Source organism: Streptacidiphilus albus JL83 (assembly GCF_000744705.1).
Classification (GTDB): domain Bacteria; phylum Actinomycetota; class Actinomycetes; order Streptomycetales; family Streptomycetaceae; genus Streptacidiphilus; species Streptacidiphilus albus.
Map to the genome: position 1 here is coordinate 1,622,583 of NZ_JQML01000001.1, position 14,183 is coordinate 1,636,765.

The following is a 14,183-nucleotide window of genomic DNA, read 5'->3' on the forward strand; positions in this document are numbered from 1 at the left end:
GATTGAGTACCGAGGCAGGTCGTGTTGGCGGACCGGTTCGTAGTAGCGGTGAAGCTCCTGCTGGGCGCGGTGGGAGCGGAGCGAAGGGGCCGGATTGTCCGTGGTTCGTTTGTTTGGTCAACCAGGAGTTCCCTGGGAGGAGCTGCGTGAGCGAGCTGAAGTCTCCAGACAGGCCGTTCGATATCTCGAAGCGGGAAGTCTGGGAGGCGTATCTGAAAGTGAAGGCCAACAAGGGTGCACCGGGGGTTGACGGTTGCTCGATCGAGGAGTTCGAGAAGGATCTGAAGGGGAAGCTCTACAAGATCTGGAACCGGATGTCCTCGGGAAGCTACTTTCCGCCTGCGGTGCGAGCGGTGGAGATCCCCAAGCCGAACGGCGGAGGGGTTCGTTTGCTCGGAGTGCCCACGGTCGCGGACCGGATCGCCCAGACGGTGGTGGCAGCCCATCTGGAGAGACGGGTGGAACCGGTGTTCCATCCCGACTCCTACGGCTACCGCCCCGGACGGTCGGCCCTGGACGCGGTCGCGGCCTGCCGGGAGCGCTGCTGGAAGAAGAACTGGGTCATCGATCTCGATGTCGCCAAATTCTTCGACACCGTGCGCTGGGACCTCATCGTCAAGGCGGTGGAGGCGCACACCGATGCCCGCTGGGTGCTGCTGTATGTGCGGCGATGGCTCGCCGCCCCACTGCAACTGCCCGACGGGACCTTGCGCGAGCGGACGTTGGGAACCCCGCAGGGGTCTTCGGTTTCGCCCGTCCTCGCGAACCTGTTCATGCACTACGCGTTCGACATGTGGCTGGCCCGGGAGTATCCGGGCGTGCAGTTCGAGCGCTACGCGGACGACGCGGTGGTGCACTGCGTGAGTGAGTACCAGGCCCGCGAGGTGCTGGTGGCGCTGACGCACAGGATGGAGGAGGTCGGGCTGCAACTGCACCCGGCCAAGACCAGGATCGTGTACTGCGGGACCGGGAGGCGGGCCGGCGGAGTGACCGCCGGATCGTTCACCTTCCTCGGGTTCACTTTCCAGCCGCGAGCGGCCAAGGACCGGAACGGGGAGTTGTTCACCTCGTTCCTGCCCGCGGTCAGCAAGGATGCCCTGAAGAAGATGAGCGCGGAGGTCCGCTCCTGGCGGCTTCATCGGCTCATCGGCCTCACGCTGGCAGAACTGGCCCGCAGGATCAATCCGATCGTGCGCGGCTGGATGCAGTATTACGGGGCGTTCTACCGCACCGAGCTGTATCCCCTCCTGCGGCGCATCAATCACTACCTGATGCGCTGGGTCCGTAAGAAGTTCCGGCGGTTGAAGACCTTCAAGAAGTTCCACAAGGCGTGGAAGGGGACCACCAAGATGTGGCCGCTTCTGTTCGCGCAGTGGAAGTGGGTCCATTCGTTCTGGTGACCAGGACAATAGGAGCCCGGTGACGGGAGACTGTCACGCCGGGATCTGTGGGAGCCCGGAGGTGTGATTCCTCCGGGCCACCCGACCAGCGGCGTGGTTTGCAAGCCAGAATCAATAAAGTTCGCCTTTATCCTGCAAGTCAGAGACGAGCAGGCTGGCAAGCCGCGCCGCTTCAGGTATCCCATCAACTTCATGTGCCAGATGCTGCATGTATCTCGAGCCGGCTTCTATGCGTGGATCGGCAGGGAGGAGTCCCGGCACGCGCGGCGCGATGTCGAGCTCACGCGACTCATCATCGCCATCGACAAAACGAATAAGGGAAGGTACGGAATCGATCGGATACACGCCCAGCTGGCCCGCCAGGGCGAGCGCGTGTCGCCCAAGCGTGTCCGGCGCCTGGCCAGGGCTGCTGGACTGGCCTGCGTCCACCCCAGCCCCTACAGGGCCACCACCCTCCAGGACCCCGCGAACCGACGGGGCCTGGTGGATCTCGTCGAGCGCAACTTCGTCCCGGAAAAGAAAGACCAAATATGGTACGGGGACATCACATATATTCATACCGCAGAGGGCTGGGCCTATATGGCCACGGTGATCGACGGATACTCGCGCAAGCTCATCGGCTGGTCCATCGCTGACAATATGCGTGAAGACATGGTGGTCCAGGCGCTCGATATGGCCATCCGCAACCGCCGGCCAGGCCAGGGAGAAGCCGTGATGCACACGGATCGTGGCAGCCAGTACACCGGCAGTAGATTTCGCGACCACTGCCTTGACAACGGGGTCATCCCTTCGGTAGGAAAGACGGGGATCTGCTTCGACAACGCTGCGGCCGAGTCCTTCAACGCAACCCTCAAGAAGGAACTCATTCACCTGCATGTATGGGCAACAATCAAGCAGGTCAAAACCGCCATATTTGAATATGTCGAGTCCTACTACAATAGAAGCAGGATTCAGCGGGAACTTGGCTACCTATCGCCCTATGAATTCGAGAGCAGGTCTACATTTAGCGCAGCACTAGCAGCATAGAAGACTGTCTTCGAAATCGGTCGGCCTCCACACCTCCGCACCACCTGCCAGTGCTGCGCACGCGGCCTCGACACCGCCCGCGACCAGCCCCAGTGCTGCGCGATCGACAAGTGCTGCCGCAAGCGGCTCTCCGCGCTGACGCTGGCCTACGTGCACTCCGTACTCAAGTCCGCCCTGGAGCACGCCGTCCGTGAGGAGGAGATCCCGCGCAACGTCGCCAGGAACGTCCGCATGGGTACGCCCCGACCCCGCCGGTTCGAGCCCCTCACCGCTGAGGAGGCGCGCGCGTTCCTGTCCGCCACGAGCGGCCACCGGCTGAGCGCGCTGTTCGAACTCGCCCTGCGCACCGGACTGCGCAAGGGTGAACTCCTCGGCCTGCGCTGGGAAGACCTTGACCTGGCCGGCGCAACCGCCAGCATCCGCCGCACCTTGCAGCGCACCAACTCCAGCGGCCTGACGGCCCTACCGACGAAGACACGGAGCTCGGAGCGGCGCATCGCCCTGCCCACCGAGTGCCTGCGCTCACTCGAACAGCACCGCGACCAGCAACGTCAGGAACGCGAAGCAGCAGGGGCGGGCTGGAAAGCGAGCGGCTACGTCTTCACCCGGCCCGACGGCTCCCCGATCGAGGGAGCAACACTCACCCGGCACTTCAACACCCTGCTCCGCCGGGCCACTCTCCGCCGCATTCGCTTCCACGACCTCCGGCACTCGGCGGCGACCCTGCTCCTGGAGCAGGGCGTCGAGCTCGTCGTGATCAAGGAATTGTTGGGTCACGCCCACATTGGCGTGACCGCGACGGTATACGCCCACGTCCGGCTCCGCCTCCAGCGCGACGCCATCGACCTCCTCGGCCGCGCCCTCCGCGAGCCCGCGCAGCCCACCAGGCGACGCGACGACGGCGACGAACCACCGCTTTGTGCAGCCCTCGTCCGCTGACGTTGCCGTCAACTACTGCCGTCAGACACTGCAGTGTCCCACCGGAAACCAGATCCCGGTGGGACACTGTGCGGCTTCCCCTCCCCGGGGTATTACTCGGGACCGGCGTTGGAGCCGCCTTCGGGGGAGGAGCCAAACCCTAGGCATCCGACTACTTTGAGCGGTTGTGGATCCAAGTAGAGGGGAAATAGGTATCCGGCACGTTCGCGATCGTCCACGTAGGCCACAAGAAGTCCCTGCTCGCCCTTTTCGGCAAGACTCGCAAGGCATTCAGTAACCCCGACAATCGGCTTACCACGCCGCTGCAGGCTTCTCACCCTCCCGCGAAGGATACCCCGAAGCCTCGACGCCGGAAGGGGATCGAGCCAGATCTCGAAAGGCGCTCCAGAAATCAATGCATTCTTGGCCTGGATGCCGGCCTCGGAATCGGAATCGAACGCGGCGATCAGTTCACTCGCGGAAACTTCGTTCATCTCATTGCCTCCTGACGGGCGACCAGGTCTCCCCGAAGTCGGTGCTTATATCGTCAGCCAGGATTTCACCAGAGATGAGATGTTCGTCTTCGAAGAACCTTTCATACTGGGTCCCGTGAATCTGAATGACTCTTGACGAATCGATACCTTCCACCCTGACGCGCAGCATCACACCTTCCCCGACATAGTTGTCCCCCAGATTTTCGGCGCCGAACTGGGCGACTTCGGGGTCGTCCGACCATGAAGTGTAGATGGTATCAGTCGCATTTCCACCCGTGTGAGCATCGATGTCCGTGCTGGTTCCGCGAGGCACCGCACGGCCTTGCGCAGCGGCGTCATATTCATGATGACCCTTAGCGAGTCCACGGTACAAATAGCCATCGTTGAGATCGCACATGCCGGAATTGGTATTGTGCACCAAGATCGGCGTGGTGCCCGCGAGTACATAGTACGTGTGGGTGAAGGCGACCGTCAGGTCGTGGGTGAGGTAGGCATGGTGGAAAGTGTGAATGGCAAGCACTGAGGTGGCGGTCCCGCCTGCGGTGAGCAGGGCCATGCCGGGCTTGAGGTTGCCGGCGTCGATCCACGCGTGGTAGCTGATCACCCAGAACGGGTGGGTAACGGTCGCCGTGAGGTGCGCAGGCCCCTTTGTGGTGGCGATGGTCAGGTCGGCGAAGTTCTGGTCCTCCGGAGTGGTGATCAAGTCTGTGACAGGTCGGGCGACGGACTTCCCTGTGAGCGGGTCTGTCGCGAGGACGTTGTCCCCGGGCTTGATGTTCTTGATTTCCCTGACTGTGCCATCCGCCATGAGGACTTCAGTGTCTGGCAGGAAGCTGTGACAGCCCGTACCCGCGGTGCTATCCACAACGGCGTCGGAAGTCTTGGTACTTCCTGTGCCTGTTGCCGGATCGGTCGGAGTAGTAGCCGGGTCCGTTCCAGTACCGCTCGAAGTAGTGCTATGCCCCGATGTAGTACTGTGCCCCGATGCACTTGGCGGCGTTCCACCATCATCGCTCGAGGTGAGCAGTTTTAGTTCATTTCTGAGCTTCGTTATCAAACGTGAACCCGTGATCGCGTCAAGGATGTCCCCGGCGACGGATGCGGCATCGACTGCAGCCCCGCCCCAATAGCCGAGCTTATACGCACCAGAATTCTTATCTACGCCAAGAACGTCGGCAAAGGGTGTCGAACTAGTCGACATGGTGGGCGAGGCTACGCCAATGGTGCCACTGACATTGGAGGTGTAGTTGGCCAGATTGGCACACGGATTGTTTTTGTTGAGCCATCCAATGGCCTGGTCCATGTAGCCGGCCACGACGCCCTTGAATTCGTGGCCTGTCGCCCCCCATGCCGCGGCGGTGCTGCTGCCACTGTACGAACCCGAATCAGCAGGGGGCGCGGGCTGGATTGGGCCGGAGGATGAGCCGTCCGATCCTTCCAATTCGAGGCCGGAGGGGTCGCTGCCGGTGGCTGGGTTGTCTCCGGAGTAGGTGTAGCCGCCCATCTGGTTGGGGTCACCGGCTTCGAAAACGGGGTCCGGGGTAAGGAAACGGCCCTGGGCGGGGTCGTAGTTGCGCGCACCGAGAAGGTCGAGGCCGCTATTGGTGTCGGTGGGCTGGCCGAGGTAGCCGTGGTTCTCGCCAGCCGCGATCCAGGTGGTGGGTTGGGCACCGCGGGGGTTGCCGTAGGGGTCGTAGGCACGACGGGTGACTGCGAGGGTAGTGGCGTTGATCGCGGTGGTGGCGGTGCCCTGGAGATTCGCTACCTGGTAGGCGATGGCGCCGGTGTTGGTGCGCGTAATGGTGGTGCCGTCTGGTCCGGTGTAGTTCCGCAAGGCGGTGCAGGACTTGTTGGGCACGGCTTGCGTGATCTGCTCGGCTCCGCCGAACAGATAGAGGATGAGGGTGCTGGCGGCACCGTTGACGCTGGAGCCCTGCTCGAGGAGGTCGCCTTCCGCGTCGTAGAGGTAGCTGCTGGTCTGTGTCGCTGCACCGTTGGCGGTGGTGACCGATGCGGTCGTCTCGTCGAGGTTGTAGGTCAGGGTCTGGTCGGTGCCGGGTGCGATGGCGCTGGTGGCGCCGATGGTGGTCCAGATCTGGCCGGCGGCACCGCAGGCGGCGATGGTCAGTCCCACGCCGTTGTTGGTCTTGCCCGACGGGTCTGTGAGGCAGAGGTTCGACGCGATGTTGACGAGTGTGTCGCCGGTCCCGACCTCCCACTTCTGGGTCGCGTCCGCACTGTTGCAGGTGTTGATGACCACGGCGGTGCCGGCACTCTTGGCTTCCCCGGCAGTGTCGACGCACATGCCGACAACCTTCAGGGTGCCGTCGGAGCCGAGGGTGTAGTTGTAGCTGGCACCCGGGTGGCAGGGCCAGGTGACCTGGACGGTGCCGACGGTGGCGCTGCCTCCGGAGTCCGAGGCGCACAGCGCCTGGCCGACGGTGCCGCTACTCGTGGACTTGAGTCCGGAGTTCAGCGGGCCGCTGGTGGCGGTGCGGGTCATGGTGTTGCCGGCGTTCTGGTTCGCCACCGGGGTGCTGCTGGGGTCGGCGTAGGTGGGGGTCTGCACCGAGGTACCCACGCTGGGGTTGGAGGTCGTGACTGCCCCGGCCTGATCGGGGTCGGACGCCGCGGAGGTGGTCGCGTTGCTACCGGCGTAGGTGATCGACTGCGTTGTGTCGTTCAGTGCGTTGCCGGTGGTGTCGTGGTTGACCATGCCGGTGCGGTCGCCGAGCAGGTCGTAGGTGTAGGTCTGCCAGTAGGCGTCCCCTGCTGTGTCGCCGACGCTGGTGGGGTTGATGGGGCTGGTCGTGGTGGTCTGCGGGGTGGCTGTGTAGCAACTGCCCACACCGCCCACGGGGGCGCTGGTAGAGCTGGTGATGCCAGCGGTGTCGGTCCACGCCTGGGTCAGGCGCTGGAAGGAGTCGTAGGTGAAGCACTGGGTGTCGGTGCTGGTGTTGTTCTGCACGTCGGAGACAGCGGTGATGTCCCCAGCCTGGTCATAGCGGTAGTTGGTGGTATCCAGTGCGGTTGTGGAGTTCTGCAGCAGGCTGCTGGTCTGGATGACCCGGCCGGTGGTCTGGTCGTAGGCGGCGTAGTTGGTCAGTTCGCTGCCGCTGTTGCCGTAGTTGGTCTGCACGACGCGGCCGAAGTCGTCGTGGTCGGTCTGGTCTAGGTAGTTGGTGGTGTTGGTGGAGGTGATGAACCCTCCGAAGCCGTTCAGGTCGCCCTGCTGGTTGTAGCCGTAGGTGATCCGCTCGGCGGGCAGCCCGCCATCGTTGCCGTAGGTGCTGGTGTCCAGCAGGCCGATGTTCGTTGTGTAGGTGAACTCGTTGACGAACAGCGTCTGTCCGGCCGGTACCTTGATCCCGGACGGGAGTGTGGGCTGCGGGAACCCGTCGCTCGACGGGACGCTCTCGCTCTCACCGGTGGGCTGGTAGGCGGTGTTGTAGCCCAGGACCGCCTCGGTGTATGCCTTGCCAGTCGTGCCGGATCCGCCCACGTACCGTGTGGAGGAGGTGGGGTAGCCGTCTACGAGGGTGTCGTAGGTGTATCCGGCCAACTGGTTGTTCGCGCTCGGGCTGCCCGTCCCCGTCCAGCCGTACTCCCCCACCACCCGGTTGTCCCAGTCGTACTGGTAGGACAACGTCTGCCCGCGCGGGTCGGTGGTCTGCTCCAGGTTTCCCATGTTGTCGTACGGTCCGTAAGTGGTCGTCCCCATGTTCGGGTCCGTCGCCGAGGTCTCCTGGCCGAGCAGGTTGTAGTTGTAGGTCCAAGTGTTCTGGGCCGCGTCCGTGACCGTCGCAACCTGACCTGCGGGCTTGTAGGTGTAGCTGGTCGTCGCGTCGGCCTCGGAGGCGTCGTTGGCGGTGTTGCTCGCCCACACGGATGTCCCGGCGCTGTTGTAGATGACCACGTTGGCGTCGTTCTGGATCTGCAGCACGGTGCCGGTGCCGGCCGCCAGGCCGCTGGACCACAGTTGCGTGCCAGTGGTGCTGTAGACCGCCAGGTTGCCGTCGGACCCGAACTCGGCCCAAGCCCCACTACTCGAAGTAGCGGATGACCACAGGACACTGCCCGAGACCAAGCCAGTCAGCACCAGGTTCCCGCTGGCCTGCATCGTGAGCCGCACCGTACCCGAGGTCAACGACGTCCCCGACGGAATGACCTGCCCGGGAGTCAACTTCACCACGGCGTCAGTGTCCTTGACCGTGGTGGCGGTGGTCTGCCCAAGCGCGTTGGTGAACGTGTCCGTGGTCGTGCTGCCAGCTGGTCCGGTGGCCTGGGTCTCGTCCGCGCCGGAGTAGGAGGCGGTGGACTGCCACTGCAGGATACCCGTGTGGTAGAGCTGATCGGCTGTGTCGCGGCCCTGGCCGTCGTACTGCGTGACCGTCTCCGAGGGGACGTCGGTCTCGTTCGCTGCGAATATCGTCGTGGACGGGCTGATGCTCGGCTCGTCGTAAGAGGCGTAGGAGACCTCGGGCCAGCCATGCGAGTCGTAGAAGTCATCCGACACCACCGTCCCCGAGTTCAGGTCGCCCTGAGCCTGGGTCTGGGTCTGCCTCGGCTGCAGCATGCCGTCGTAGATGGTGACCGATGTCGCGTAGGTACCGTCATCACGCAGAGTCCGTGTGGTCACCGCATTCGGGGCACCGCCGTTGGTGATCGTGCCGCCCGGAGCGGGCACGGCGCCAGGGTTGATCGAATAGGTGAACGTCTCGTCTGCGCTCTGCCCAGCCGCCTTCGAGCGCCCCGGCAGCCATACCGCAGTCCTGCGACCGAGCGCATCGTAGGTGGTATCGGTGATCCGGCCGTTGGGGTCGACGCTGTCGGTAGTCAGCCCGCGCAGGGGGTCGAGGGTCGAGGTGGTGGGCCAGCCCTGCGAGTTCGTGGTGATCATGGTGGTCGGGGTGGTGTTGCCGCCGGCGCTGGTCCACGCGGGTTCGAACTTGGTCGCGGTGGGCCTTCCGTTGCTGTCCAGGATCTGCGTTGTCCGGCCGGCACCGTCGTAGGTCATCGCGGCGGTGGTCTGCCAGGTCTCGGCCCCTGCTTCACTGATATTCGTGGCGGTCCTGCTTGCGGTCAGCTGCCCGGCCGCGGGAGCAGTGGGAGGGCTGGACTGGTCCAGCTGCCCGAAAGTTCCCAGAGCCGAGAGTGTGCCGTTGCCGTCGTAGTACATCTGCTTGTCCGACAGCAACGTGGAGCTGGTCGCGGCCACGCAGCCACCCGAGACACTGGTGACCTGGTCCGGAAAGCCCAGCATCATCGGGTTCATGGCGGAGGGCGCGGCGTAGGTGGTGGTGGTGCACTGCTCCTGGGACGGCACGCTGACGTCGCCCAGGTTGTCGACGGTAGACACACGGCCCTGCGTGTCGTAGTTGGTGACTATCTTCGTCTGGCGCCAGGTCTTACTGGCCAGGAGCGCGTAGCCGCTACTGGTGGTGGACTTGACGCGGTAAGCGGTCAGGTTGGGCAGCGTGGACAGGGTTGGCTGCGTTGCCGGCGGCGGGTCGTCGGTGCTGTTCCAGTCCGTCCACGGGGTCTGTGCGACGCTCGCAGTGGCGGCGAAAGCGAACGGGCCGGTCACGGTTTCGGCGTCGATCGTGCCGCCGGCGGCGGTGTAGGTATCGGTCTCCAGTGGTGTACCGGCCAGGTGGTCGGAGTCAGTGATCGATTCGACGGTGTTTCCGGCAACCTTTGCAAGCACGGTCACGCTGCGCTGGGACCCGTCGGCGAGGTAGTCGCCGTCCATACCCTGCAGGTAGGTGGTGACCGACTGGGTGACTGGATCCGGAGCTGCGCCGGTCTGGACCGTGACCGTACGGAACCCGCGGAACTGGTCCCAGGTCCGGTACTGGTCGTCGGTCTGCGCGGAGTCGTCGCGGTGCCAGGCCGCGCCGCTGTAGGCGTAGGTCGATACCTGTGGTGCGGAGCCGGCCGGGATCTTTGTGGAGTTCGGTGTGTACTGCGAGGCCAGGGTCAGGTCGGAAGCGATCACCGTGTGAACCGTGATCTTATTGAACCAGTCCGCGATCGGCTGGGATTCACCGGTCGGAGTCCAGTAGACCGGATAGCAGGAGTTGGTGTTGGTGTCCGCATTCGCCATGGACAACGTCAGCCCCTGGCAGGGCGTGAGGTTGTAGTTGACCGCGATGCTCTCACCGGTCTCGGTCTGGATCGTGAGGATCCGAGGGTGGTAGAGCGGAGGCGCGGAAGGTTCCACGTCGTTGACCCGATTGTCGATCTCGATGCCGGTGAAGGAGACCTGGTTGAGCGTGATCGGACTGCTGCCGCCGGCGGCGGCGTCCGCGTCGCCGGTGTGCTGAATGGACTGCAGCCACATCACTGCCTGCAGCGATCCCGTGTCCTTCGGGTCCACCGTCGTGCCCGTCACCGGGTCAACGGTGCCGCCGGCAGCGGAGTACACCTGCCCGAGCTGGTACGAGTCCACTGGTGTCAGGCCGCTGCCCACCACATTCACCTTGGTGGTGATTGAGTCCAGTCGCGTGGTGGACCAGAACGTCGGCGACGCCGTGACGCACACATTCGCCGGAACTGTGGTCGAACCCGACGGCAGAGTGGTGCTGTCGGTCGACGGGCAGTCCAGGTCGTACGGCACATCGGGCCAGTTGGGCGCTGTGGTCGCGTTCAGGTTGCTGGCGGCGCAGTCCGCTGCCGTGAACGTGGAGGAGGTCTGACAGCGCTGCGCGGAGGCAAAGTCCACCTGCGCCGCAGGGGTGCGTCCGGCCAGCTCGTCAGCCAGCCGATAGCCGTAGGAAATCGTGGTGAGCGTCCCGCCACGGGTGTAAGCGGTCAGGGTCCCCGATCCGTTGGACGCGGCGACCTGCCCGCCGCCCAGGTCGTAGTAGTTCGTCTCGGGAGAGTAGTCGTAGCGCTGCACGAACCCGGTGGGCGAGACCGTGAAGTCCAGGTTCCAGCGCCAGCCCTCGTTCCCTGAGCACTTCGACGCCGTCCCCGTGGACGAGCTGTAGCACGGGTCGCCTGTGACCGGGTGCATCACCGGCACACCCCATGCCGAGTTCGTCGACGCGTCGGTCGGCGTACCGGTCTGCATCGCAGCCTGCGTGCCGACCCCGGTCGGGGCGTGCTCCGCACCGAAGTACGCCGCGGTGCCGTCAGTAGTCAGTACACGGTAGTAGACACCCTGATACAGGCCGTTCTGCGCCCCCGTCAGCTCCTGCACCACCGTGCCGTCATCGGTCTGGAAGACCCACTGCTGCACCACGCTGCCGCCAGTAGGCGCCGCGATCGTGGTTGCCGTGGGAACCAGCACCCCCGAGTAGGCACCGAAGGAGATGGTGGCGTTGTCTCCGCCCCAGCACTCGTCGCCCGAGCCCTTGAGTACGTGGTTGCCCGAGGAGTCCAGCAGCGACCCGCACGAGCGGTAGGAGCGCTCGATGAACCCGGGAGCGTAGTCCCAACCGTCACCGATCCACGACGACTGTGAATTACGGGCTGAGGTCTCGCCGTCGACGGACTGCGAGTCGTAGTTCAGCGACACCGAAGGGCCCGATATGCCCAGCGCCGTTGGAACGTCGATGGGGTACGAGTAAGTGAACGCCCCCGCGCCTGTGGTCTGCCAGGTTCCCGACGCGTTCAAGGACGTACACGGCAGCTGTAGATCGTGATCTCGGTGGTGTTGCTCCTGGTCAGCGAGGCCGGGGCCGTCTGCGGGCATGAGGACAGCCGCCGCGATCATGACGAGATGTGACTCAACATCAGTACGCGGCGGCTGCCGCGCCGACGATAGCGCATGACTGGCACCGTGAGCTCTTCGAGGACCTCATGGGCGCTGTGGCCAGCGGTTTTCCCCGCCGGGAGACGCGTTCGACGTTCCGCCAGCTCGCCGAGGGGCTGCTGATGGAACTGGAGAACGTCAACTGCTGGACCCTGGCCGAGGCGATCGGCCACAGCGGCCCACACCGCCTGCAGCACCTGCTCTCCCGCGCGAGCTGGGACGACGAAGCGGTGCTGGACGCGGCCGCCGCCTGGGCCGTCGCCGCGCTGGACGACGGCGACGCGGTGCTGATCGCGGACGAGACCGGCGACGCGAAGTCCTCCACCGACGCGGTCGGCGCCGCCCACCAGTACTCCGGCTCGCTCGGCGGGATCGGCCTGTGCCAGGTCGCCGTCCACCTCACCTACGCCACCAGCCGCGGCCACACCATCGTCGACCGCGTCCACTACCTCGGCCGTCAGTGGGCCGCCGACGAGGAGCGTCGCGAACACACGGGCGTGCCAGAGGAGTTGATGTTCGCAACCAAGACCGCCCAGGCCCAGGCCATGCTGGAGAAGGCGCACGCCGCCGGGGTCCGCGCGAGCTTCTTCGCCGGGGACGAGGTCTACGGCGCCAAGGCCCTGCGGACCACCTGCCGCCGGCTCGGCCTCGGCTACGCAGTCGCGGTCCGCAGCAGCCACCACCTCACCCTGCCCTCGGGCGCCAGGCTGTCCGCCGCCAAGGCGAAAGCCCTGGTCCCCAAGGGGGCCTGGCAGCGGATGCGCACCGGAACCGGCAGCAAGGGCGCACGCGACTACGACTGGGCCATGCTCGACGTCCACCCCGACGACACCCCCGCCGACCACGCGGAAGGCGGGGTCTCGGTGCTGCTGGCCCGCCGCCACCGCTACACCGGAACCGTCTCCTACTACCGTTGCTGGAGCCCGATACCGGCGAGCCTGGCGCGGCTGGTGGGCATCGTGTGCCTGCGCTGGAAGATCGAGGAAGACTTCCAAGCCGCGAAGAACACCGTCGGCCTGGACAAAGGCCAGGTCACCACCTGGACCAGCTGGCACCGCTGGTCCACCGCCGCCCTGGTCGCCTACGCATTCCTCGCCGTCGCCACCGCCCTCGAAGCAGGCGAACCCACACCCGCCGGGCTCGAGCTGGTCCCACTCAGCAGCTTCGAACTCCTGCGCCTGCTCCGGCTACTGATCCTCCCCACGCCCCGCCGGGACGCCGGCCACGTCCTGCGCTGGTCCGCCTGGCGACGCCGCCACCAACACCGCGCCCGCGCCTGCCACCAACGCTGGCACGCCTACGCCGACAGCACCCCATGAACCCAAAGATCACGATCTACAGCTGCCGTGACGTAGCCGCATAGTTGCCCTGCGAACCCGACGTCCCCGAGATCACCTCCAGTCCCGTGCCAGCCGCCTGCGCGGACAGCGCCGACCGCGCCGACCCGGAGGAGAGAGGCGACTGTGCAGCCGTCGCGCTGGCCCGCTGGACGGACAGCGGAAGGGTGGCAGTGAGCTGGTCGGCATTGGCACGGTTACTGAAGGCGACCGGGGTACGAGTACGACAGGCCACGACCTGGGGCGTCGTCAGCGCGCAGGCCGGGACCACAACGAGTTCCAGCCGAGAGCCGAATCCGCCGCCGTATGCCTTGACCAGCGTTGAGTAGTCGATGACCACCTGCACCGATCCGGCCGCCGTCCTGCCGTCCGCGCGCGCAACCTCCAGCAGCATCCCGTCTGCGCCGGCCGCCAACGTCTGCGCGTGTGACGCGACCTGCACCCGCACCTGTGCCGGCGCCTGTGCCCCCACCAGAGTTGCACTGCGTTTGCCACCGGTCGCAGTTGCGGCAACAGGTGCCACCCAGACCGGAAGCGAGCCCGCCTTCACCGGACCAGACACCGGCACCACCTGCGAGACCACCGCGGACGGCAAAGGCGACGATGTGGCCGCAGGTGAAGCCGGCGAGGGGGAGAAGAGTCGGGCCGTACCTGTCTTCGCTCGGCTCCCTATGCCGGGAACTGACGGCGAGGCGGTCTTGGCGACTGCCGACGAAGGGGCGCCTGCGGACGCGGCGGTCCGCACTGCAGTGACGGTGTGGGTCAGGGCGACGGTGGCGGTTCCGGCGGCGGGCCACACCGGCGCGGTCGCCTGATAACTGCCCAGTGCCCTGTAGTCCTTGGGGTGGGTAGTCGCTGTCCGTTTGGTGAGCGCATGACCGCTCACGACCGGCGCTGCCGGCAGCGCCTTCGGATTCCACACCGTTCCCTTGAAGTGGTAGGGGCCCAGGTCCTGCGCCACCGCCGTCGGCGCGGTCAGCGCCAGCACCACGGTTGCGGTCGTGGCATAGGTCAACGCCCGCCCCCAGAAGCGGTACTGCGTACTCGCGAACCAGCGACGCCTGCCTGCCACCGAACAACCCCCACCCAGGCACGCACATGTGTCAGCGCGTGACGTACAAGGCCGTACGCGGTGTACGGCCACCGGGACGCTATTGATTCGGCAGGACTGGGCGCAATACCCTGTCCAGCCGCCATGACCTGGGCGTCTGCAAACTTAGTGTCAGTTATGTCCGCTCTATGCAGAGCA

At 65.5% G+C, this 14,183-nt stretch carries 6 protein-coding genes and 1 pseudogene; 4 read left to right on the plus strand and 3 right to left on the minus strand.

Going from position 1 to position 14,183, the window contains the following annotated elements:
- Nucleotides 1-146: 146 nt before the first annotated feature.
- The 3 genes and pseudogenes from ltrA to BS75_RS07110 all read left to right on the plus strand — a co-directional run.
- On the plus strand, nt 147-1,400 hold the full coding sequence (ltrA, locus tag BS75_RS07100; RefSeq protein WP_034087255.1) for a group II intron reverse transcriptase/maturase: 1,254 nt from the start codon (nt 147-149) through the stop codon (nt 1,398-1,400).
- 93 nt (nt 1,401-1,493) lie between these two features.
- A complete protein-coding gene (locus tag BS75_RS07105) occupies nt 1,494-2,426 on the plus strand; it encodes an IS3 family transposase (RefSeq protein ID WP_081982160.1) in 933 nt (310 codons plus the stop codon).
- Nucleotides 2,427-2,459: 33 nt separating this feature from the next.
- Nucleotides 2,460-3,365: pseudogene (locus BS75_RS07110) on the plus strand (tyrosine-type recombinase/integrase); the annotation flags it as partial.
- A 92-nt stretch (nt 3,366-3,457) separates the two neighbouring features.
- Here BS75_RS07110 and BS75_RS47895 read toward each other — a convergent pair.
- A complete protein-coding gene (locus tag BS75_RS47895) occupies nt 3,458-3,838 on the minus strand; it encodes a hypothetical protein (protein WP_152646405.1) in 381 nt (126 codons plus the stop codon).
- A 1-nt stretch (nt 3,839) separates the two neighbouring features.
- The gene (locus tag BS75_RS44010; RefSeq protein WP_052069257.1) at nt 3,840-11,360 is read right to left on the minus strand and encodes a polymorphic toxin-type HINT domain-containing protein; all 7,521 of its coding nucleotides are present in this window, start codon (nt 11,358-11,360) and stop codon (nt 3,840-3,842) included.
- Between the two features lie 206 nt (nt 11,361-11,566).
- Between BS75_RS44010 and BS75_RS07120 the strand changes: the two genes are divergently transcribed.
- Complete coding sequence (locus BS75_RS07120) at nt 11,567-12,916, plus strand: IS701 family transposase (protein WP_034087588.1); 1,350 nt, start codon at nt 11,567-11,569, stop codon at nt 12,914-12,916.
- A 16-nt stretch (nt 12,917-12,932) separates the two neighbouring features.
- Here BS75_RS07120 and BS75_RS47900 read toward each other — a convergent pair whose 3' ends face one another.
- Nucleotides 12,933-13,949, minus strand: a complete 1,017-nt coding sequence (locus tag BS75_RS47900) for a hypothetical protein (protein ID WP_156164226.1) — start codon at nt 13,947-13,949, stop codon at nt 12,933-12,935.
- Between the last annotated feature and the right edge of the window lie 234 nt (nt 13,950-14,183).